The sequence below is a fragment of the Nitratireductor arenosus genome (assembly GCF_009742725.1).
Lineage (GTDB): Bacteria > Pseudomonadota > Alphaproteobacteria > Rhizobiales > Rhizobiaceae > Mangrovimarina > Mangrovimarina arenosa.
Genome location: NZ_WPHG01000001.1, coordinates 592928 through 616225 on the forward strand (window position 1 = coordinate 592928; position 23298 = coordinate 616225).

General features: G+C 63.4%; 17 protein-coding genes. 9 read left to right on the plus strand and 8 right to left on the minus strand.

Annotated features, from left to right (window positions below):
* Positions 1 to 230 precede the first annotated feature (230 nt).
* Together GN330_RS02850 and secA are read right to left on the minus strand one after the other, a co-directional pair.
* Positions 231 to 3956 (minus strand): PAS domain-containing hybrid sensor histidine kinase/response regulator, encoded by a 3726-nt coding sequence (locus GN330_RS02850; protein ID WP_343040204.1) that lies wholly within the window; start codon positions 3954 to 3956, stop codon positions 231 to 233.
* A gap of 204 nt (positions 3957 to 4160) precedes the next feature.
* On the minus strand, positions 4161 to 6887 hold the full coding sequence (secA, locus tag GN330_RS02855) for a preprotein translocase subunit SecA (protein WP_156711156.1): 2727 nt from the start codon (positions 6885 to 6887) through the stop codon (positions 4161 to 4163).
* Between the two features lie 243 nt (positions 6888 to 7130).
* On the opposite strand from secA, the gene GN330_RS02860 reads away from it, so the two are divergent.
* The 6 genes from GN330_RS02860 to GN330_RS02885 all read left to right on the plus strand — a co-directional run bounded on the left by GN330_RS02860 (position 7131) and on the right by GN330_RS02885 (position 11367).
* Positions 7131 to 7991, plus strand: a complete 861-nt coding sequence (locus tag GN330_RS02860; protein ID WP_156711157.1) for a peptidylprolyl isomerase — start codon at positions 7131 to 7133, stop codon at positions 7989 to 7991.
* Positions 7992 to 8015: 24 nt separating this feature from the next.
* On the plus strand, positions 8016 to 9257 hold the full coding sequence (gene argJ, locus GN330_RS02865; protein WP_156711158.1) for a bifunctional glutamate N-acetyltransferase/amino-acid acetyltransferase ArgJ: 1242 nt from the start codon (positions 8016 to 8018) through the stop codon (positions 9255 to 9257).
* Positions 9258 to 9430: 173 nt separating this feature from the next.
* Positions 9431 to 10207 carry a GNAT family N-acetyltransferase gene (locus GN330_RS02870; RefSeq protein ID WP_343040206.1) on the plus strand — a complete coding sequence of 259 codons (777 nt, stop codon included), beginning with the start codon at positions 9431 to 9433 and terminating at the stop codon, positions 10205 to 10207.
* Positions 10204 to 10623, plus strand: coding sequence for an 8-oxo-dGTP diphosphatase MutT (gene mutT, locus GN330_RS02875; protein ID WP_156711159.1), 420 nt, complete (start codon positions 10204 to 10206; stop codon positions 10621 to 10623). Before GN330_RS02870 ends, mutT begins: the two co-directional genes overlap by 4 nt.
* A 155-nt stretch (positions 10624 to 10778) precedes the next feature.
* Positions 10779 to 11063, plus strand: coding sequence for a hypothetical protein (locus GN330_RS02880; RefSeq protein ID WP_156711160.1), 285 nt, complete (start codon positions 10779 to 10781; stop codon positions 11061 to 11063).
* A gap of 136 nt (positions 11064 to 11199) precedes the next feature.
* The gene (locus tag GN330_RS02885) at positions 11200 to 11367 is read left to right on the plus strand and encodes a Flp family type IVb pilin (RefSeq protein WP_246188475.1); all 168 of its coding nucleotides are present in this window, start codon (positions 11200 to 11202) and stop codon (positions 11365 to 11367) included.
* 156 nt (positions 11368 to 11523) lie between these two features.
* Here the strand turns inward: GN330_RS02885 and GN330_RS02890 are convergent, their stop codons facing one another.
* From GN330_RS02890 to GN330_RS24070, 6 genes are all read right to left on the minus strand, one after another.
* Positions 11524 to 13269, minus strand: coding sequence for an amidohydrolase (locus GN330_RS02890; RefSeq protein WP_156711162.1), 1746 nt, complete (start codon positions 13267 to 13269; stop codon positions 11524 to 11526).
* A gap of 261 nt (positions 13270 to 13530) precedes the next feature.
* Positions 13531 to 14364, minus strand: coding sequence for an alpha/beta hydrolase (locus tag GN330_RS02895; protein WP_156711163.1), 834 nt, complete (start codon positions 14362 to 14364; stop codon positions 13531 to 13533).
* A gap of 161 nt (positions 14365 to 14525) precedes the next feature.
* Complete coding sequence (locus GN330_RS02900; protein WP_156711164.1) at positions 14526 to 16481, minus strand: TRAP transporter permease; 1956 nt, start codon at positions 16479 to 16481, stop codon at positions 14526 to 14528.
* 13 nt (positions 16482 to 16494) lie between these two features.
* The gene (locus GN330_RS02905) at positions 16495 to 17532 is read right to left on the minus strand and encodes a TAXI family TRAP transporter solute-binding subunit (protein ID WP_156711165.1); all 1038 of its coding nucleotides are present in this window, start codon (positions 17530 to 17532) and stop codon (positions 16495 to 16497) included.
* 120 nt (positions 17533 to 17652) lie between these two features.
* Positions 17653 to 18639 carry a LysR substrate-binding domain-containing protein gene (locus tag GN330_RS02910; protein WP_156711166.1) on the minus strand — a complete coding sequence of 329 codons (987 nt, stop codon included), beginning with the start codon at positions 18637 to 18639 and terminating at the stop codon, positions 17653 to 17655.
* 82 nt (positions 18640 to 18721) lie between these two features.
* Positions 18722 to 19516 (minus strand): IclR family transcriptional regulator, encoded by a 795-nt coding sequence (locus GN330_RS24070; RefSeq protein WP_343040207.1) that lies wholly within the window; start codon positions 19514 to 19516, stop codon positions 18722 to 18724.
* Positions 19517 to 19665: 149 nt separating this feature from the next.
* Between GN330_RS24070 and GN330_RS02920 the strand changes: the two genes are divergently transcribed.
* From GN330_RS02920 to GN330_RS02930, 3 genes are read left to right on the plus strand one after another with little or no spacing between them, the layout of a single operon-like run.
* Positions 19666 to 20679 carry a pyridoxal-phosphate dependent enzyme gene (locus GN330_RS02920; RefSeq protein WP_156711167.1) on the plus strand — a complete coding sequence of 338 codons (1014 nt, stop codon included), beginning with the start codon at positions 19666 to 19668 and terminating at the stop codon, positions 20677 to 20679.
* Positions 20680 to 20735: 56 nt separating this feature from the next.
* Complete coding sequence (locus GN330_RS02925) at positions 20736 to 22340, plus strand: ABC transporter substrate-binding protein (RefSeq protein WP_197435003.1); 1605 nt, start codon at positions 20736 to 20738, stop codon at positions 22338 to 22340.
* 13 nt (positions 22341 to 22353) lie between these two features.
* Complete coding sequence (locus tag GN330_RS02930; RefSeq protein ID WP_156711169.1) at positions 22354 to 23274, plus strand: ABC transporter permease; 921 nt, start codon at positions 22354 to 22356, stop codon at positions 23272 to 23274.
* Positions 23275 to 23298 lie beyond the last annotated feature (24 nt).

Below are 23298 nucleotides of genomic sequence, written 5' to 3' on the forward strand. Positions count from 1 at the left end.
GCCGGGCAGGTGAGCATTGCGTGCACCGTCTGGAGCACATACGGCGGACTTGGTGGGAACCGGATCGGTTGGAGCTTGCGATTGCCGTGTTCGATCCGCCGCCGCTCATCCTGCCCGGAAACCATATCCGGCCTGAATATGGGGATGATCGTAGCGGTTAACCATAGGGGGTCCGCTATGGCGTGATCGCACCATGGTTTCATTTATCGCAGGCAAACGCAAACCGGGCGTCAAATACCCCGGTCGCGACGCAGGGCCGCGGTTTCGTGCCATTTGTAGACCTTGGCCAGCAGCGCGTTCGGGCTGATGGGCTTGGGCAGATAGTCGTCCATGCCGGCCGCGATGCAGCGCGCGCGATCGTCCTTGAGCGCATGCGCGGTCACTCCGACGATCGGCGTGCGGACAGCTCCTCCCTCCTCGGCACTGCGGATCGCCTCGGTCGCCTCGAGGCCGTTCATCTCCGGCATGGAGACATCCATAAGGATCATTGCCGGCTGCATTTCGGCATGTGCCTCGACCGCCAGCCTGCCGTTGCGGACAATCTCGTAGGTGAACGGCGTTTCGCCTAGGATCTGCGCGAACACGAGCTGGTTGACCTCGTTGTCCTCAGCCACGAGAATATCAAGTCGAGACGGTTGCGCGCGCGCCGTACGCGCCTTGTTTTCGCCGGACGTGTCCCCGCCCGACGACCGAACGACAGCGCACTGACGCGACGACGGCGGCGATAGCCCGGGGCCGCGGCTCTCGGGTGGCACGGTGCGGCCAGGATCGTCAGCCGGCGTGGCGCGTGCCGTGGACAAAGCGCCATTTCGCCCGCGCATATGCTGTATCTGTTCGACCAGAACATCCAGCAAGGCCGAGGAGCGCACGGGTTTGGTGAGTTGCGCGTCGATACCGTACTCGGCGAATTCCGCGCTCGTCAGGGCATGATCGACGGATGTCAGAAGAATGATCGCCGTCCCGGCGATGTCGGCGGTGTTGCGGATCGCCGCCGCCACCTCAAGCCCGCTCATGCCCGGCATCTGATAGTCGAGGACCACGCATTCGACCCCGACACCCAGTTCGGCCGCGGCTTGCAGGACCGCCAGTCCCTCGCCACCGTTCTCGGCCGCGCAGGCGTCGAAGTGCCAGGAATTCATCTGTTCGAGCAGAATGGCACGGTTGACCTCGTTGTCATCCACCACGAGCACGCGCGCGCCGGAGACGTCGACTGCAACGGGTTTCTTGCGCGCGCTTTCGTCGGCGACGGGCAATTCGACGGTGAACCAGAATGCCGATCCCTTACCAACCACACTTTCGACACCGATCTCGCCGCCCATCAGCGCCACCAGCCGCGCCGTGATCGCCAGTCCCAACCCGGTCCCTTCATGCCGACGCGTCGAGCTGGTATCGACCTGGCTGAATTTTTCGAAGACCGTCGGCAGCTTTTCCCGCGGTATCCCAATGCCGGTATCGGATATTTCGAAGCGCAGTGAAACCCGCCCCTCGCGCATCCTGCCGGACACGTCGGCCAGAACGTGTCCGGAATCGGTGAATTTCACAGCGTTGCCAAGCAGGTTGGTAACAGCCTGGCGCAGACGACCGACATCGCCACTCACCGTACGCGGCAAATCGGGATCGACCCGCACGATCAACTCCAGATCCTTTTCCTTCGCCCGCGTCGACATCAGCGTGGCAACGTCCTCGACCGCCTCGGCGAGATTGAAAGGCACCGGGTCGAGGACAAGCTGACCGGCGTCGATCTTGGAAAAGTCGAGAATATCGTTGATGATCGTCAAAAGCGCGTTGCCCGACTTCAAGATGATGTCGGTGAAGGTTGTCTGTTTCTGGTCGAGATCGCTTTTCGCCAGCAATTCGGCCATGCCGAGCACCCCGTTCATCGGGGTCCGGATCTCATGGCTCATATTGGCCAGGAATTCGGATTTGGCCCGGTCGGCAAGCACTGCGCGCTGCTCGGCCGCGCGCAGTTCCTCTTCACGCTTCTTGAGTTCCGTGACATCCGTGGTCGAACCGATCAAATAGAGCGAACCATCGGAGGCGATCATCGTGCTCTTACGGGCGATTCGGTAGCTCGGCGCTCCGTCGGGACCGGTGCCGGTTTCCTCGACAACCCGCATCTCGCCGGTGTTCAGGACCACCCGGTCGGCCGCCATATAGGCTTCACCGTCGGACCCGAACACCTCCACATCGGTGCGCCCGGTGGCGGCGTCCTTGGAAAGGCCGGTCAGGTCGCACCAGCCCTGATTGACATAGGCGATGCGCAAATCCGGATGCTTGGCGTAGATGGCAACCGGCACATTGTCGATCAGCGTGCGGAAAAGCTCGTTCTCGCGCGTCGTTTCCTGCAGAGACGCCTCGCGTTGCTTCATGTCGGTGATATCGACCCGAACACCGACGAACAGCCCGTCTTCGGTGCGCGTATCGTAGACCCGAAACCAGCGGCCGTCGGGATTTCGGCGTTCGGATACCGAATGCTCGACATGATAGCGCTTGAGTGTCTGCTCGACCCAGGTCTCGCGATCCGTGTCGTAAAGGGCATCCACCTCTGGATCGCCGGAATGGCGGAAATAGCCGGCATCGTGCGCGGTTTCGATCGCAAGCCGCAGCGACTGCCCCGGGTCGGTGAACGGCAGCAAGGCCGGTAGCGAATCCTTGATGCGCTGGTTGGATAGCACCAGCCGGTCGTCTTTGTCGTAAATGATGACGCCGGCCGGCAGGGTCTCGATGACACGCGCCAGAAGGGTGCGCGCCTCATCGGCCTCGCGCTCGCGCCGCCGAATATCGGTGACATCGAAAACGAGGCCGGCGACATAGACGGTCCCGGTCGCGGTTTGCAGGCGGGTCTTGCGCACCAGATGCGAACGCACGGCGCCGGCGTGTTCGAAATCCTCCTCGATCTCGTAGATCTGTCCACTGGCGAGCACCCGACGCTCGCTCTCCTCAAACTGCGCCGCGTCGGCCGTACCGACAATGTCGACGGCGCGCTTGCCGAGTATCGCCGGAACGGTCGTGCCATTCAGTCTTGCGAAGGCCTCGTTGACGAAAACGAACCGCAACTCGGCATCCTTGACGAAAACCGCGTCCTCGATGCTGTTGATCGCCGCATTCGCCAGTTGCGCCCGCTCGAGTGCCTCGGCGAGATCGGCCTCGCGCTGCTTCAACGGCGTGATGTCGGTGCAGATGCCCATGCGCCCACCGTCATTCGTGGGCAGTTCACGATGCATAAGCCAGCGGCCGTCCGAAAGCCGCAGCGTCACGGCCGCAAGGGGGTCTTTCGTGCGTTGTTGGAAATAGGCCTCGCGCCACGCGGCCGCTTCAAGTCCGTCGGTCGACCAGACCCGGCGTTCGAGGCCGACATCGATGAATTCGCCGATCGACAGCCCCGGGCGAATGACATCTTCCATGCCGCGATACAGGTTGAGCAGGGCGTCGTTGTAGAGAACGATGCGATCCTCGCCGTCATAATAGACGAAAGCGTCCTCCATGACGTTGAGAGCCGCCATCAGGCGTTCCGCGCTCGTCTGCGCGGCCGCGGGTGCCGAATCCGCGTCAGCGGCGATGCCGCCCGGCGCCACGGTTTCGATCAATGCGGTCACGTCGCGCGCGGTGCCGCGATAGCCGGCGAAACCGCCGTTGGCGTCAAATTTCGGCACGCCCGACAGCGACACCCAGCGGCACAGCGCGCCGGGCGCGCGAATCCGCTGCAAAAACTCACGGAAGGGCCGCCGCGCAGCGAGCGTCTCGCGGTGGCTGGCAGCGACCTCGGCCGACACCGCGTCGCGGTCGAGCGACGTCAGGCGCGAATAACCGACTATGCCCGTTCGTTTGATCCCGATGAGGGTGAGGCAGTTTTCGCCGATATCGGTATAGCGGTGAGCCGCGTCGGTTTCCCACGTCCAGTCGCATGTCAGGGCGAAAAGCTCGGCGGTGGCGGAGATATCGGTTGCGGCGGGCACGACGAGACTGTCCGGGTCGCGCCTGGTAGCGCGCGGCTTCGCCCTCTTCCGGCCTTTACCGGGACTGTTGTCGCCCTTCTCCACCCTGGCGGCGTCCTTTTCGGCACCTCTTGCCGGTTAAGGATGAGCGACAAGGCTTAACGTTCCGCTAACCCTGTTGCACGTCGGTAGCGACATCGTGCAGGTAATCGACCCGCTTCTCCGTCACGCGAAAGCGCCGTGGCAGTGCTTGAATTTCTTGCCCGATCCGCACGGGCAGGCCTCGTTGCGGCCCACCTTGCCCCAACTCGACGGGTCTTGCGGATCGCGATCCTCCGGCGCCACAACGCGTGAAGACTGCAGCGCAAGCGTATCGCCATCGTCGCCGAAATCGTCTTCGCCGGTACTGGCGTCGAGATGGTGGCCCTCCGCCTCCGGCGCCTCAGGTGGCGGCGCGTCCGCCGCCTCGCGAACCAGTTCGACGCGCATGAGCTGCGCCGTCACCGCCTGGCGCAGACTGCCGAGCATGCCCTGGAAGAGTTCGAACGCCTCGGATTTGTACTCGTTGAGCGGATCGCGTTGCGCATAGCCGCGGAAGCCGATCACCGAACGCAGATGGTCGAGATTGACCAGGTGTTCACGCCACAGATGGTCGACCGTCTGCAGCAGGATGGATTTTTCGACATAGGTCATGACTTCCGGGCCGAAGCGCTCCGCGCGATCCGCGGCCGCCTTTTCCGTCGCCTCGGTGAGACGTAGGCGGATCGCCTCCTCTTCGATCCCCTCCTCCATGGCCCAGTCCTCGACCGGCAAGTCGAGGTTGAGATAGGCGGCTACGCCCTGTTTGAGACCATCGACGTCCCATTGCTCGGCATAGGCGTTTTCGGGGATGTGCTTGGCGACCAGGTCGTCGATCACGTCCTGGCGCATCTCGGCGACCGTGTCGGACAGGTTCTCCCCGTCCATCAATTCCAGCCGCTGCTCGAACACAACCTTGCGCTGGTCGTTCATCACGTCGTCGAACTTCAGCAGGTTCTTGCGGATATCGAAATTGCGCGCCTCGACCTTTTTCTGGGCTTTCTCCAACGCCTTGTTGATCCAGGGATGGATGATTGCCTCGTCTTCCTTCAGGCCAAGCTTCTTAAGCATGCCGTCCATGCGCTCGGATCCGAAGATGCGCATCAGATCGTCCTGCAACGACAGGAAGAACTTCGAACGCCCCGGGTCGCCCTGACGGCCGGAGCGGCCGCGCAGCTGGTTGTCGATGCGACGGCTTTCATGGCGTTCGGTGGCCAAAACATAGAGCCCGCCGGCGGCAAGCGCCTCGCCCTTCAGCCTCAAAACGTCCTCGCGGATCGCCTTTTCCCGCGCGTCCCGCTCGGAGCCGTCCGGCATGTCGCCGAGTTCCTCCTGGATCCGCAATTCGGCGTTGCCGCCAAGTTGGATATCGGTGCCGCGCCCCGCCATATTGGTGGCGATCGTGATCGCGCCCGGCTTGCCGGCCTGGGCGATGATCTGCGCCTCGCGCTCATGATGGCGGGCGTTGAGAACCTCGAAACCCGGCAAGCCTTCCTTGCGCATCAGCTCGGCCAGATATTCGGATTTCTCGATCGAGGTCGTGCCGACCAGGATCGGCTGGTTGCGCCCGTTGGCCTCGCGGATTTCACGCACGATGGCGCGGAATTTTTCCTCCGCGGTGCGGTAGACCTCATCGTCCTCGTCGAGGCGCGCGACCGGAAGGTTGGTCGGGATTTCCGAAACGCCTAGCCCATAGATATTGCCGAACTCCTCGGCTTCGGTCGAGGCGGTGCCGGTCATGCCGGCGAGCTTGTTGTACATTCGGAAGTAGTTCTGGAAGGTGATCGAGGCCAGAGTCTGGTTTTCGGGTTGGACCTGCACATGTTCCTTGGCCTCGAGCGCTTGGTGCAGGCCTTCCGAAAAGCGCCGGCCCGGCATCATGCGACCGGTGAATTCGTCGATGATGACAACCTCGCCATCGCGCACGATGTAGTCCTTGTCGCGCTGAAACAGCCGGTGCGCCTTAAGCGCGTTGTTGATGTGGTGCACGACGGCGACGTTCTCCACATCGTAGAGCGTCTCCCCCTTCAACATGCCTGCCTCACGCAACAGGTTTTCCACCTTTTCCGTGCCCTGCTCAGTGAAAGTGGCGGTGCGCTGCTTCTCGTCGATCTCGTAATCGGCCTCATCCAGCCCCGGAATGAAGGTGTCGACCTGGTTATAGAGCTCCGAGCGGTCGTCGAGCGGACCGGAAATGATCAACGGCGTGCGCGCTTCATCGATCAGGATGGAATCGACCTCGTCGACGATCGCGTAGTTGTGAACCCGTTGCACCATCTGCGCGCGCTCATATTTCATATTGTCGCGCAGATAATCGAAGCCGAGTTCGTTGTTGGTGCCGTAGGTGACGTCGCAGCCATAAGCCTCACGACGCTCCTCGTCGGAAAGGCCGTGCACGATCACGCCCGTGGTCAGGCCGAGGAAACCGTAGACCTTGCTCATCCATTCCGCGTCGCGGCGGGCGAGATAGTCGTTCACCGTCACCACGTGCACGCCCTTGCCCTCAAGCGCGTTCAGATAAACCGGCAACGTGGCAACCAGCGTCTTGCCCTCGCCCGTCTTCATCTCGGCGATCGAGCCGTCGTGCAAAACCATGCCGCCGACGAGCTGGACGTCGAACGGCCGCAGCCCCAGCGCGCGCTTGGCGGCTTCGCGCACGGTCGCGAAGGCCGGCACCAGCATGTCGTCGAGCGAGGCTCCAGCCGCGACTTTCTCGCGGAACTCGGCCGTCTTGGCTTTCAGTTGCTCGTCCGTCAGCGCTTCCATTTCAGACTCGAGCGCATTGATCGCCTCGACGCGCGGTCGAAGCCCCTTAATGCGGCGGTCGTTGGAGGACCCGAATATCTTGCGGGCGAGGACACCGAGGCTGACCATCAGATGGTCCTTTCGATCAATTATTTCCCGGTTGAACCGGCCGAAACCTGCTTGCGATCGCGATTTGAGCGGATCAAGGATGTAAAAAGCGCCCGGAAAACGGTTATGGACGCGAAGCCGAAGGACAGATAAGAGGGGCCCACCGTGATGTCAACTTGACGCCGGGGAGCGGCGGCACGCGGATTTTCGCCGTATTGACGCCCATATTGGCGCCATCCTGCGCGCTGTTTTCTGGAGACATTCATGCCCGTATCCTACGCCTTCCGTCCCCTGCTTGCCTGCGGAGCAGCATTGGCGCTTTCAATCTGCGCCGCAACGGCCGGTTTTGCGGCGGAAACGGACGTAGTCGCGACCGTCGACGGCGCCGCCATCACCGAAGGCGATCTCACCATCGCCGAAAGCGACCTTGATCCGCAATTCAACCAGTTGCCGCCCGAGAAGCGCCGCGCCGCCGCGCTTTCTGCCATTATCGAGATCCGGCTGCTTGCCGCCGCGGCCGAGGCCGGCGGGCTCGCCGACGACGACGCGTTCAAGCGCCGCATGGCGTTCCTGCGCGACCGGGCCCTGCACAGCGCCTTCGTCGAGGAGAATGTCGCCGCCAAGGTTGGCGAGGACGCGGTGCGCGAACGTTATGACCGGGAGATCGCCAACACGCCGCCCGCCAACGAAATCCGGGCCCGCCACATCCTCGTCAAGACCAGGGAAGAAGCCGAGGCGATCATCGCCCAGCTCGAAACCGGTGGCGATTTCGAGGCGATCGCCAAGGAGAAGTCGACCGACGGTGCCGCCGCGCAAGGCGGCGACCTCGGTTATTTCGGCCCCGGCCAGATGGTGCCCGCCTTCGAAAAGGCGGCCTTTGCGATCGAGGTCGGTGAATTTTCCAAGGAACCGGTCGAGACCCAGTTCGGCTTCCATGTGATCAAGGTCGAGGACAAGCGCGCGCAACAGCCGCCGGCCTTCGACAAGGTCAAGGAGCAATTGCGCTCGCTGCTCTTGCGCGAGGCCTATTTCGGCGCCGTTAAAGATCTGCGTGAAAAGGCCGAAATCGACATTTCCGATCCGACCCTAAAGGAGGCGGTCGATACGCTCGACCGAAGCGAATAGGCAACGGTTCGTCGAGACAAAGCCATGTCGACCGCCATTTCCCCTCTGGCCCCGAAGAAGACCCCCGTGCTGCCGGCCCTCGACGGCGCGAGGATCGCCACCGCGGCCGCCGGCATAAAATATAAGGGCCGCACCGACCTGATGGTCATGGTGTTCGAGCCCGGCACGCAGGCGGCCGGGGTTTTCACGCGCTCGAAATGCCCGTCCGCGCCGGTCGATTTCTGCCGCGCCAATCTGACAACGGGCGCGGCCCGTATCCTGGTGGTCAATTCCGGCAACGCCAACGCCTTCACCGGGCGCAGGGGTCAGGAGGCGACGCACCTGACCGCGGAAGCGGCCGCGCGGGCCGCCGGCTGCGAAACCGGCGACGTCTTTCTGGCGTCGACGGGCGTCATCGGCGAGCCGCTTGAAACCGGCCGTTTCACCCATCTCCTCGACCATCTCGTCGCCGACGCCGAGCCGGACCGCTGGTCCGAAGCCGGCAAGGCGATCATGACGACGGACACCTATCCCAAATATGCTACCGCCACGGTGAAGCTCGACGGCGCCGACATCACGATCAACGGCATCGCCAAGGGCGCGGGCATGGTCGCGCCCGACATGGCCACCATGCTGTCCTTCGTCGTCACCGACGCGCCGATCGACGCCACCGTGCTGCAGACGCTGCTGCGCCAAGGCGTCGGCCGGTCGTTCAATTCGATCACCGTCGACAGCGACACCTCGACCAGCGACACGCTGATGTTGTTTGCGACGGGTGCCGCCGAACGGCGGGGTGCGCCACGCATAGACGATGCCGCCGACCGTCGGCTGGTGCCGTTCCGGCGCGCGCTGAACCGGATCCTGAAGAATCTCGCCCTCCAGGTCGTCCGCGACGGCGAGGGCGCACGCAAGGAAATCGAAATCACCGTTTCGGGCGCGCGGTCGGCCCGTTCGGCAAAGCGCATCGCGCTGTCGATCGCCAATTCGCCCTTGGTCAAGACCGCGGTTGCGGGCGAGGACGCAAATTGGGGCCGTGTTGTCATGGCTGTGGGCAAAGCCGGCGAGCCCGCCGACCGCGACCGCCTGGCGATCAGCTTCGGCGAACACCGCGTCGCCTTCGCGGGCGAGCGCGACCCGTCCTATTCGGAGGACGCCGTGTCGCGCTATATGGAGGGCGAACGCATCGCGATCGGCGTCGACATCGGTATCGGTCGTGGCCGAGCCACCGTATGGACCTGCGACCTGACGAAGGAATATGTCGCCATCAATGGCGACTACCGTAGCTAGAGCCGTTGATCTTTAAATGGAATCGTTTGACCGGCGGGATTTCGTGGTTTGGCTAGAAGCGCGTGGCGATGCGGTGTTAGCACCATGGGCCGCGCGCGACGCTGTCCAGGGCGCGAAAGACCAAGGTCTGACGCTCCCATTTAAAGACCGACGGCTCTAAGCGGGGGCACCACGTGCGGACGAGTATCGAAAACAGGGCCGATCTGGCCAAGGTCCGGCGCTACGAGGCGGCGGGTTTTCGCGCCTGGCCGGCGAGTTTCGTCATCTATGACGGCACGTGGCTGGTCCGGTTGACGGCAGGCCTTCCGGCAAAACGTCTCAATTCCGTAAATCCGCTCGATCCGCGCGACGACGGCAGGCTCAATGAAAGGCTGGCGCGTGTGCGGCGGCGTTTCGACGGCTACGGCCGGCCCCTGACCTTTCGCATGTCGCCGCTGGCCGGCCACGCCCTGGCCCATCACCTCGACCAGGAGGGCTGGACCCGCTTCGGCGAATCGATCGTCATGCACGCACCCTTGGAAGAAGCCGGATTGAAGGGCGCCATCGACCAGATTCCGCTGCAGGATGTGGGACGTTTCGTCGGCGCGGCACTGGACATCCATGCCCTCGACCCGGCCCTGCGTCCGGGATTGTCGGAAGTGATCGGCTCGATCGAGCCCGAGACCGGATTGTTCGTGCTCGAAGGCGAAAATCAGCCCGTGGCGACCGCGATCTGCGTTCTCGACAGCGACCTGGCCGGCCTGTTCGAAGTCGCAACGCTGCTGGAAAAACGAGGCCGCGGTTATGGCCGGCGTGTGGTGCAGGCCGCGTTGAAATGGGCCCGCCAGCGCGGCGCGCGCGAGGCATGGCTGCAGGTCGAGGCCGGCAACGCCCACGCGCTCGGCCTTTATCGCGCGCTCGGCTTTCGCGAGGCCTATCGCTACCACTATCGGCGCCCGCCCGGTTCATGACGTCTCGCCAACCCGCCAATCCGGTTGTCCTGGTCGCCGCCTGCGCGCTGGTCGATGCGGATGGGCGCATCCTGATCGCGCAGCGACCCGCGGGCAAGGCGCTGGCCGGCCTATGGGAATTTCCCGGCGGCAAGGTCGAGGCCGGCGAAACGCCGGAAACGGCTCTGATCCGGGAACTGGAGGAAGAACTCGGCCTCACGACCTGGGCCTCTTGCCTTGCGCCGCTGACCTTCGCCAGTCACGCCTACGAGACCTTTCACCTGCTGATGCCGCTGTTCGTATGCCGCAGGTTCGACGGCACGGCGACCGGGCGCGAGGGCCAGGCGATCAAATGGGTTCGGCCCCGCGCGCTGCGCGACTACCCTATGCCGCCCGCCGACGAGCCTCTGATCGCGCATCTGATCGACCTGTTGTGATCGACACGCCCGCGCGCCACTCGCGCAAACAGCGTTAATGGATCGTTTAGCCACGCATGACATTTTTAACCGGAACGGCCGGCCGGTGCCGGTTTTGCGACGTGACTGCCGGGGATGGACCGATGCGATCAGAACGGGAATGGCGGGCAGATGACATGGACACGGCTTCTCTCCTGAGCGGGACCGGGTTGAGTGCGGTACGCTTGGCGCTTTTGTTCGGGGCGGGCGCGGTGATGCTCGGCCTCATCGTGGCTCCGCTTGCCGAAAAGCGGTTTTCCGGCGGTGTCGTTACCGCCGACAGCTTCTACGGCGTGGACATGACCAGCACGGGCTCGATCCGCTCGGGCAGGACCTACACCGTGCGCAAGAGCGTCCTCCAAACGGTTCCGGGCGCGGCCTGTATCATCAGCGGTGATGGCCGCCAGATCGGCGATTGCTGACTACGGTTCCCCCGTATCCGCCTCGGGATCGAGCGTCATCCGGCTTCCGACGCAGATAAGCTGCGGTTAACCGCCCTTGTTAAGGCTTTCTCACGGCTTTGCGGGTAGTTTCATGGCAAAGGAAAGGTGCCGGACCATGCTTTTGCGGTTTTGGAGGGATGAATCCGGTGCGACGGTCGTCGAATACGGTATTATCGTGGCCGTGTTGTCGATGACCATCATTGCCTCGGTGGCCATGGTGGCTGGCGAAATCGAAACCTTGTTCGCCGACCCCGCCGGCAAGCTCCAGCAGACGCTCGATTAACGCCATTCATCTCTTTTAATGGGTCCATTTGACCGCTGGGACTTCATGACCTGGCGAGGAGCGCGTGGCGATGCGGTATCAGCATCGTGTGACGCGCGCGACGCCGTCCAGGGTGCGAAGGATCAAGGTTTGGTGATTGCGGTTTGAGAAGCGACATCAAACGCCGACAACGGCCCCCGGCTTGGACGATATCCCCACCCCGGCCGCTCCGCTGTTTGGCGCGGAGGCATGGACGACCTTACCGCCCACAACCGTCAAATCGGCCCTGATGTGACGCAGATCATCCTCCGGACAGGTCAGCGGATCACATGTCAACACGGCCAGATCCGCCAGTTTCCCCGGTTCAAGGGACCCCTTGTTCCGCTCCTCTAGTGCCAGAAATGCGCCGCCCATCGTCATGCAACGCAGTGCCTGAGCCCGCGTGAGGGCCTGCTGCGGGCCGATGACGCGGCCGGTGCTGCGCTCCCGGCGGGCAACGGCGTGCCAGAACGAATGAAACAGGCTGGGCGGCACGTTGTCGGAACCGAACGACACCGGTACGCCCGCTTCCACGAGCGCACGCAGCGGCACGATTTCGTTTTCTCGCTCCGCCCCCACACTATCGAGCAGGCCAAGCCCGCCCTTGTAGAGAAAGCTGCTGGTGTGGGTGGTAATCACCAGACCGAGATCAAGGATCGCGGCGATGTCGTCGGCCGCCAGATGGGTTACGTGGCCGAACACCCAGCGCTGGCCCGAAATCGGCACCTCGGCATCCACCTCGCGGAACAGATCCAGCATATGGGGCAATATACCCGTGACGCGGATTCCATAGCGGGCGCATTCAACGAGAAGCGGCTTGAGCTTCTCGCGCGGCAACGAGGCGTCGAAATTGAAGCCCGCCCAGCCGGTTTGGGGTGACCCGGCGGCGCGCAGCGCACGTTCGCGGCTATCGTCCGCCTCGCTATAAATGCCTTGCACGCGCAGCCAATCGTCGCCAAGCCCGGTTCCGGCAAGCCACCGCCCCCACGATGCGATCAGTTGCGTCACGTCGGCACCGCTGACCCCGTCCCAGGCCGGGCTGAACGACAGGGTCGCGCGCACCGTCTGCCGCCCTTGTCCCGCCAATGCCTGATAGGCCGCCAGAACGTCGGCGGCCACGCCATGTCCCTCAACCACGCTCGTCGTGCCGAGGGAATTGTAGACCCGCATGCTTTCGAAAAGCGCGTTGGTCCTGGTCGTCACATCGAAGGACGGCGCGCATCCCATCAGGGCGAATTCGACGACCGGCATTTTATTCCACTCGCGAAACACGCCCGTCGGCTTGCCGGTGAGAGGGTCCCGGTCGATCTGAACCGATGGAACCGGCGCCGTGGTTTCGCGGCCGATGCCGGCGCGTTCGAGCGCTGCCGAATTGGCGATCGAAACGACGGGAAAGGTCTTGCGCCAGTAGCCCCAGATCGGACGGATGAATACTGGGTTGTCGGGCGAGACGCTGTCGAGTTCGGTCCGTGTCGGGTATCTGCCTTCCGCGAGCGCCTCCGGATAGCCGCCAAATTCCGGCGGCTCGCCAATCGGATTCATGACGATCCAGTCGCCGGGTTCGGCTTTCCCGACCTCGGCGGCTATGCGTTGCAATATGTCGTCGATGCTGCCCACACCGGCCAACGACGGTAGAACCGATTTGAGCCCCTCGCGGTCCATATGCGCGTGCCCGTCGATCAATCCGGGCACGACCGTGCGCCCGGCCAGATCGATCCGCGTGGTATCGGGGCCGATATAGGCACTGATCGCAGCGTCGCTGCCGACTGCAACGATACGGTCACCCCGTATCGCCACCGCCTCGGCGACCTCATCGCACTCGTTTACCGTGAGCACCTTGCCGCCCGTCAGTGCGAGCGTGGCGAGGCCATCCGAATTTGTCATGCTTGCTCTCTTTTTTGCCGACTGTCGGTCAAGGGCCTAGTAGTAACCACCGCAGCTTCTCTCACGTCCGAGATTTGCCGAAGTCCGACCCGATGATCTGCCCTCCAAGGCTGACCGCCAAGAGCGCCGATGGAAATTCTCCCAAGACGTTGGAAGGCGTAAACAAGGACCGAGCAGCCGTTGGCGATGGAAGGCTCATTGGACTCTTGTCCAGATATTGGGTGATGCCATCACCAACCAATCTCGGTAGTCCGTCCACTGCTATCGAAGAAGGTCGGGCACGATCCGAGCCCACGTATCGAAATGGGTCGACGCGTCGCTTTGCACCGCGACCAGTTCGACATGGCGCTCGCGCAGCGCGGCCGCCATGCTCCACGATTGCCGGCGGAATTCCTCGAGTTCATTTCGCGACCACAGGATGGATACCCTGGCGTCGACATGGCGCACATGCTGGACCGGACTGAGCCGCAGCGCAGCGTCCCGATCGAGTTGCAGATAGGCGTTCCGGGACGAAAGCTGCACCGGCTCGAGATCGTAAAGGCCACTGGCGAGGATGACATGGCCCGGCTCCCACGACAGCGGCCGGTCGTGATCGACGCTCGTCAGCGCTGCCATCGCCGCGAGATGCGCGCCCGAGGAATGGCCCGACACGACCAGTTCCGCACCGGGAACCGGCGTCGCAACCGCCACCAGACCAGGCAGCCGTTGCAGGGCAAGGGCAGCGTCCCGCGCCTGTTCGGCGATGGTGACCTGCGGCACCAGGCCGAAATTCACCGCGGCGAAGTGAAAGCCGGCGGCGAGCCAGGGTTCAGCCAGCCACCAGACATCCCTGCTTTCCAACGCCCGCCATGCTCCGCCATGATAGTGGATATGCACGCCGCTGGCGGGCTGGCGCGTGGCAAAGAAATCGATGAACTGGTCCTCCCTGTCGCCATAGGCGAGCCGCCGGGGAGCGCCAACCCGACTTGCGGTCGCCTCGCTTTCCTGGCGCCACATGTCGAACAGCGGCCCGGTATCCGGAACGAGCGTGCGCTGGTCGTACTGGCTGTTCAATTCCTCGCGAGTCATTCCGGCGAAAACGGCTCCCTCACCCATCAGTTCAGCTCATCCTTCAAGTAGGCAACCGCCGCGGGCGGCCAGTCGTGGACAACCAAGGGCACGCCTGTCCGTCTCGGCTACGGCGAGAAATTTTGGAAACGGCGACGACAGCGGCCGGAAAGCCGGCGGCTCCTTCCGCAAGGCGCGCCGGTACGGCATCAATCCGCCCCGCCGCGCAACAGCCGCAGCTTGCCGGTCGGGACAAGCGCAAGCGCGACAACGAACGCTCCAGCCGCAAGGCCGCCAATTGTTATCGCGAGCGCCAGGGGTGTCGTGGTGGGCGAGGCGAGGCATAGTCCCGACAGAACGAATCCGACCCGGAGGCCAAACCCGAGTTCACGCCGCAGAAAGCCGGCCGCCCCGATTGCGACCATCATGATGCCGCCGCCGGTCGCCAGGAGCTCGAGAAGAATGAAGGCGTTGATATCATGCAGCAGCAGTTGCGGATGATAGACGAAGAAGAACGGCACGATATAGGCGGCCACGCCCAGTCGCATACCGGTGAAGGCGGTCTTCCAGAACGAGGCCCGGGCGAGTGCCGCCGCGGTGATGGATGCCATGCACACCGGCGGCGTGAGCATGGAAAGCATGCCGAAATAGAAGATGAACAGATGCGCCGAGATCGGCGCCACCCCCACCTCGATCAGCGCCGGCGCCACCATCACCGACAACATGACATAGATCACAGTGGTCGGCATGCCCATGCCGAACACGATGCATGCCAAGGCGGTTACGACCAGAAGCAGGAACAGCCCATATTGCGCAAGACCGCTCAACACCATGGATAGGGTGAAGCTGAGTCCCGACAGGTTGAGCGCCCCGATGACGATTCCCGCCAGTGCGCTGACGACGGCGATGTCGACCAGCAGGCGTCCGCAATCTCGCAACAATGTCAGCAAGACGGAGAGGCTGCGCATCTGCGGATGCTTGACGATGCCGACCGCGAGCGCCGTCACCGCCGCAGCGACCCCGGCCCGGCCGGCGTTCCAATGGGCAAAGACCAGCGTGTAGATCAGGGTGGCAAGCGGCAGCAGGTACGGCCAACCCTGCCGAAGCACCACCGACAGCCGCCTGATCTCGTTTTCGGGCAAGGCCGGAAGATTGAAGCGGCGCGCTTCCAGGTCGACCTGCAGGAAAAGGGCGACGAAATAGAGAAGCGCCGGAATCAAGGCCGCCAGCGCGATCTGGCCGTAATTGACGCCAAGATTCTCGGCCATGATGAAGGCTGCGATTCCCATCACCGGAGGCATGATCTGTCCGCCGGTCGATCCGGCGGCCTCCGTTGCCGCCGCGAAATCGCGGCTATAGCCATGCCGTGTCATCAGCGGGATTGTAATCGAGCCGCTGACCACGACGTTGGACACCACGCTGCCCGACATCATGCCAAACGCCGCCGATGAAGTGACCGCGACCTTGGCCGGTCCGCCGCGGTAGCGCCCCATCAGCGCAAGCGAGATGTCGGTGAAGAACGCGCCGCCGCCAACCGCCTGCAAGGCGCGCCCGAAAAAGATGAAACTGGCGACCACGGTCGCCGTCACCGACAACGCGATCCCGAAAATTCCGTTCGAATCGAGGAAGAGATAGGTTGCAAGCCGTTCCCAGCTGACGCCGCGTGTATAGAGCAGACCGGGAAGGACATAGCCAAAGCGCGCGTAGAGGCACAGTACCACCGCGAGCAGGACCAGCGTCCAACCGAAAAGCCGTCGTGTGGCTTCCAGGATGAGCGCGATCGCCAACGCCCCGAACAGCACCTTGTCCCAGGTCACGACGCTGAGGCTGTAGGCGATGGTGGGAAAGACAATCGCACAATAGCCGCCGAAGCCGATGGCGCCCAGCGTGCATCCGACATCGTACCAGGGCACGATGTCGGATGCGTCTTCCCGCCACTTGGCCAGCAGGAAGACCAGTGCCGTGGAGAGCCCGAGAAATACCGACAAATATTGCTCGGGAAAGAAGGTGAGGCCGAGCAGGCCCGGCGCGTTCACCCCCCAGGTAAGGCCGAGCAGGCTGAGGATGATGAAGCCGGCCGATACCGCATGCCGGGACCACCCAGCCAATTCCCTGAATCGGCTGGGCGGCTCGGGCGGCTCCTCGACCACGCGCTGTCCAATCATCGCCACCGCCGCGTCACTGACCCAGTTTGAGGAGCGCTTCTTGTTGTGCGTCCATCGCCTCGGACCAGGCCCCGACCTCACGGTAGAATTCGATGGCGGCCGGGTGGAAGGGCAGCGTCGGTTCGGTCGGCACCGCCGAAGCCTGGTTCCAGTTGCGCAATGAGGGGTGATATTGCGGCAACTGGTCGACATTGTCCCAGATCGCCTTCAGCACCGCCCGGACCATGGCCGGGTCGGCCGCCTCATGCGTCACGAGATAGAGCTGGTAGGCCGTCGTGCAGATGTCCTCGTCAATGGCTGCCTGCTTACCGCCCTTGATGTCGATCGTGTAATATCCGGGCACGGTATCGACAATGCGCTGCTTACCTTCGTCCGAACAATCCGAACTGATAAAACGCACTCCGACAGAGGCATCGGCCTCGCGCACCTTGGGCGCGCCGACGCCGAAGACAGTCGCGTCGATCGTGCCCTGCATCACCGCGTCGAGGCTGTCATTGATGGCGGAGAACGGCACCACGGTCACGTCGTCCCAAGACAGATCCGCGCTGCGCAACTGGGCGAACATGTTGACATAGGCACCGAGCTGCGCGGGAAAGTCGCCGGCAACCTTGCGGCCAGCCAGATCATTGGCCGATCTGATTTCCGAATCGTCCCGCACGATCAGCGATGCGATCAGCGGCGATCCGCCCATGACCAGCCGCAGCTTGGGACCATGTGGATAGGGATTACGCCCGTCGATTTTCAGCTTGTCCGCGCCGCGATAGCTGAGCGCGTAGTCGACGCTGGGCGAAACTCCGAAATCAAGCTCGCCACCGTCGAGCACCGGCAGAAGAGCGGTAGCGCCGGCATAAGGCTGAACGACCAGCGTCGTGTCGATCGCGTCGGTGGCTACTTTGGCGAGGGCCGAGGCGACCGTGTGCTGCAGGGTGCCGACCTGCTGCGCGCCCACCACGACGCGTGGTGGAAGCGATTGCGCGGCGGCTTGTCCGCCAAACATGAAGGCCTGTGTGGTGGCCACGAGGCCGAATGCGACCATACGGAACGATGTCATCAATGCTCCCCTTTTCTCTTGTCATTCGACACTCAAGCTTACGGACAAGTCCGGTGTGAGCGCCGTGGGGAAGCCTAGGCAGGCTGACCACCAACAGGAAGGTCGAAAATCGGGGCGCTGCTATAACTCTTCATTATTGCCGACGATATCCCCATCGGCGGACATATTGAGACGCTGCGCCTCGGTTCGCAAACAGGCCAGAAATTTGGCCGCCGCCGGCAATAGGCTGGCGTCCCGGCGCAGAATCACGCCGACACGGCTGTCCGTCGCGGCAAGGTCCAGAGGCAGCGGGCGCACCAAACCGACCTGGTATTCCAGGTCGAGCACATGGTGTGGCAGGGCGGCGATACGGTCCCCCTGCAGAAGCAGCGCTCGCACCGTAAGGAGAGAAACCGTCTCCACCAGATCGCGCGGCATGCGTAAGCTGCGGCGGTGGAACTCCTCCTCGATCCGCCGACGCAAAGCCGTCTCGGTTGGTGGCAGCACCCAAGCCAACTCGGCCAGCTCGGCCAGGGTCGTGCTGTGGCAAGCCGCCAGCGGGTGGCCTTTGCGTACAAAAAGCTGAATACGCTCCTCGAACAGCGGTTCCTGCAGCAATTGCTGATGGAATGAGGTCTCCGGCACCCGGCCGACGATCATATCGATTTCGCCGACCAACAGCCCCGGCAGATGACGCTCGTTGATGCCTTCGAGGATGGTGATCGTGACACCCGGCATATCCGCCTTGAGCCGCGCGATCGTCGCCGGAATGAGGATCGAGGACGCGGTCAACATCGAGCCAACAACGACATGACCGCCGCTGCCGTCGTCAACCGCGTGCATGTCCTCGGCCGTTTCGCGCAGGACGGCATGCAGGCGGCGAGCATGCCAGCACAGGAGTTCACCCGCCTTTGTCGCGCTGATGCCGCGGCTGCTGCGCGTAAAAAGCTGCTGGCCGACCATGCCCTCGATTTCGCGCAGCATCTTTGTCAGCGCTGGCTGGCTGATGCCCATGAGTTGCGCCGCAGCCGCGATACTGCGCGATTCCTGCAACTTCATCAGCGCCCGCAGATGCCGGAACCTCATCTGCTGCATGGCGCCCAAAAGATCGTCGGAACGTTTGCTCAAGCTCCCTCCATTGTCGCGTAATCGCGACTGCCACCCCGGACGGTCTGGCGTGCGCCCCTGGAACCCCAACTATCCACAGGCCTTAGCGCGCGGACAGTGACTGCCCGCTGCGCAGGAGCCGATCGCGAAGACCCGCAGTTTGATCGTCGGACAAATCTATCGGCAACACCAGACAGATCGTGGCTTCGACATGGTCCTCGGCGCCGTAGATCGGGGCGGCGAGACACTGCGTGTACGCGTCCACCAATCCCTTCGTCAGGCAATAGCCGTCTTGCCGGGCCTGCGCGATAGCCTCGATGAAATCGTCGATCATGATGTGGCGTCCGTCGGGCAGCACCAGATCTTCCGGCGCGATCAATGCTTCGATCTCCGTGCGGTCGTGTCCGGCAAGCAGGAGCCGCCCCGACGCAGTCCACGGGATCGGGATCTGAAGACCGACGGCGGAGCTGATGCGGAATGGGCGGGTGCCCGGACACATATGCATAATGGTGTAGCGACCGGTCTGCAGCATGCAGAACTCGCAGGTCTCGCCGGTTTCCTTCGCCAGGCGGTCGACTTCCGCGCGCGCGCGCTTGGCGAGCGAATTCTCGCGGATATAATTCAGACCGTAGAGATACATCCGCTTGCCGAAAAAGATTCGCGCGTCGTCCGGGGAGACCTCGAGCAGGCCCGCCTCTGTCAGGTCGTTGACCACGGTGTAGATCGACGACCGCGGCGCGTCCAAAGCCTTCGCCAGGGCCCCGATGCGGATGCCTTCGCCGTGACCATGCAGAAACTCCAGAATTTGCACGATGCGATCGACGCTGCGTTCTCGCCGCGTCGCGGGCTTCGTGCGCGGCGCGCGCCCTTCCGCTTCAATCCTCACATCCTGCTCCACTTGCGTATTTCTCCGTCAATGCTATTCTGTCCTTAACACAAGACAACTGTCTTGTATATAAGACAAATTTGATCGTAAGCGATGCGCCATCCGCCACCTTCCCAACGAGAAACGGGTGGTGCTGGCAAGGGGATTTCGGTGAGGTTGAGATGAGTGGTTTGTCCGAAATCCACGCGCGCATCCGTCAGTCTATCGCGACGCTGCCGCGCCTCGATATCGCGCTAAAGAAAACCCCGCTTGAGGAAGCCAGAAACCTTTCCCGCGTGCTCGGCGGTCCGCGCATCTTCGTCAAACGTGACGATCTTACCGGTGTGGCGCTCGGCGGCAATAAGCTGCGCAACCTCGAGTTCCGGCTCGCCCATGCGATGAAAGACGAGCCCGATACCGTCATCGTCGGCCTCGACCTGCAGTCGAATTCCGCGCGCCAGACCGTCGGCGCTTGCAACAAGCTGGGATTGCGCACCATTCTCGTGCTGGAGGGGCGCCGGCCCGACACGATCCAGGGCAATCTTCTGGTCGACTATCTGTTGGGCGCCGAGGTTCATTTCGCCGCCGACGTCACGCAGCAGCGGGCCATGCTCGATCGTCTGGCCGCGGATGTGCGCGCGGGCGGCGGACGCCCGCACATCCTCAACGACAACCCGATGTTCGATATCGCCTCGGCCGTCGCCTATCTGGAGGTGACGTTGGAGATCGTCGAGCAGCTCGACGAATTAGGGCGAGCGCCCGCCTGCCTCTACATGTCGTCGAGCGGCAAAGGCCAGGCGGGCATGATTCTGGCCCAGAAACTGCTCGACCTGCGCTTCGCCATGCATGGCGTGACCGCCACGGACGAGTTCCACATTCCCTCGCGCACCGCCACCATCGCCAACGAGACCAGCGCTGCGATCGGCCTGGGTGTGACGGTCGACGAAAAGGATGTGGTCAATTTCGACGATTTCGTCGGCGAGGGTTACGGGATCCCGAGCGAGGCCGGCAACGAGGCCGTGCGCCTGTTTGCTCGAACCGAAGGCATCATTCTCGACCCCATCTATACCGGCAAGGCGGCCGCGGGCCTCGTCGCGCATGTGCGCGAGGGCCGCTTCGCAAACGACGACGTGGTGGTCTTCGTCCACACCGGCGGCACGCCGGCGATCTTCACCTGGAACGAATTATGGCTTTGACGCGCGACGCGCAAAGTCCGCACCCGGCAATGTCAACGAAGAAAAGGGGAATACTCATGCAACGCAGAACACTTCTCACCGGCGCAGCGGGCGCCATGTTCCTGTCGGCTCTGCCGGCAACGGCGATCCGGGCCCTTGCCCAGGCAGGCCAGGGCGTCATCACCTTCGGTCAAAGCACCGCCGTGCTCACGCTCGATCCGGCGCACGGGGCATTCACGGGCTATCCCGGCGGTTACGAGGCGGCTCTCGTGCTTTTCGACCGGCTGCTCGATTTCGATGCGGACATGACGATCGTGCCGCAGCTCGCGGAATCCTTCCGGATGAGCGACGACCTTAAATCCTGCGAACTGAAGCTTCGCACCGGCATCACCTTCCATGACGGCACCCCATGCGACGCCGCCGCCATCAAGTTCAACATCGAGCGGATGATGAACAAGGAGATCAACACCACCAACAGGCCGCTCTGGGACCCGATCTCGGGTGTCGACATGGTCGATGACACCACGATCGTCATCCGCATGTCCGCTCCTTTCGCGCAATTGCCGAACACGCTCGCCCATGGGTCGGGGGCGATCGTCTCGCCGGCCGCGATCGAGAAATTCGGCGAGGACGGCTTTGCCCAGAACCCCGTCGGCGCAGGCCCCTACATGGTGGAGACCTTCAACGCTGGACAAGAACTGGTGCTCAGGGCCTATGACGGATACTGGGGCGAAACACCGGGCGCGGCCGGAATCGTCTTCCGGTTCATCGCCGAACCGGCGACACGCATCAACGCACTGACCACCGGAGCCGTCGATGTCATCGACGCCGTGCCGGTGCATCTGGTCGGCCAGCTTACCGGCAATGCCGACATCGAGATCGCACGCCGCCCGGGTCTGCGCCCGATCGGTCTCGCCTTCAATCTCACCCGGCCCGCTTTGCAGGACGTGAAGGTGCGCAAGGCGCTCAATCTCGCCGTTCCCGTGGCGACGATCGCCGAGCGGGTCTTCTTCGGCTTCGCCAAGGCGCCCGATTCGCCGCTGGCCTTCGACGCCATCGGCCACAGGACGGTGGGCGAAACCGTGTTCGATCAGGCCAAGGCCAAAGCCCTGCTCGCCGATGCCGGCTATAGCGCGGGCGCCGACGGCATCCTGGAAAAGGACGGCGAGAAGCTCAGCCTGTCCTTCTTCGCGCCCGACGGTCTGTTCCCGGGCGACGTCGCAGTGGCGGAAATCGTCGCGGCCTCGCTGCGACAGGTCGGCGTCGACGCCGCGATCAACAAGATCGAGAAGGGCGCCTACTGGGATCACCTGCGCCAGGACAAGGCCAACCTCGCCTGGGATATGGCGATGTTCGGCTTCAATCCGTCCAACGCGTCCGGGACCTATCACCTGGCCTCGCTGTTCAGGTCGAACGCCGACGATAACGGCAAGCCGGATGTCTGGAACATCGCCCGCTACCGCAACGAAAAGGTCGACACGCTTCTGGAGACCGCCAGCAGCGCGCCCGAGGAATCCGCGCGTCTCGACGCGCTCGGTGAGGCTCAGGCCCTGATCTGGGAAGACGCGCCCTATCTGTGGCTGCAGATCAACGAGAACGTGTCGGCCGCCGGCAAGTCCGTCTCCGGCCTGGGCGTGCTGCCGATCGTCTTCACGACATTGCGCAACGCCTCCAAGGCATAACACCGGCGGCACAATGTTCAGGTTCCTCGTCAAGCGTTTTGCGATGATTCCCCTGGTGGTGCTGGGAGTCGTGACGATCCTGTTCATCATCTTCAAGTCGGTGCCCGGCGACGAAGCGGCTTTCGTCGCCGGGGCCACCGCTACCCAGGAAGAGATCGAGGCGGTGCGCATCAGGCTCGGCCTCGACCGCCCCTTGCCGGAACAATATCTCAAGCATCTCGCTGGCCTCGCCGTGGGGGATTTCGGCTATTCCACCACCTTCCGCGGCAACCCGCTTCCGCATATCGTCGATCGGCTACCGGCCACCGTAGCCCTGACGGTATCCGCCATCGTGCTGACCATCGTCGCGGGAATACCCGCCGGCGTCATCGCCGCCGCTTTCCGCAATCGATGGCCGGACTATCTGATCTCGTTCACCGTCGTGGGCCTGCTCGCAGTGCCGAATTTCTGGCTCGGCATGCTGCTGATCGCCTTCCTGTCGGTCAATCTCGGGCTGCTGCCCAGTTTCGGAGCAGCGGGACCCGCATCGCTGGTCATTCCCACGCTCGCGCTCGCCGCACGGCTGATCGCGCTGGTGGCCAGGATGACGCGGGGCGTCGTGATCGAGGAACTGCGCAAGGACTACGTACGCACCGCACGCGCCAAGGGTCTTTCCCATGACGGCGTGCTGCGCGGACACGTGTTGCGCAATGTGATGATCCCAACGGTTACCGTGATCGGCCTTCAAACGGGATATCTTCTCGGCGGGTCGGTGGTCATCGAAAGGCTCTGCGCATGGCCGGGCATCGGCGACCTGATGCTGACGGCGGTCTCGGTGCGCGACTACACGCTCGTTCAGGCGATCGCGCTGATCTTCGTCGTATCCTTCCTCGTCATCAACATCGCCGTCGAAATCATCTACCGCTTCGTCAATCCGAGGCTGCGTTATGCATGAGGTGACGCCGGCACGGCCGGCAAG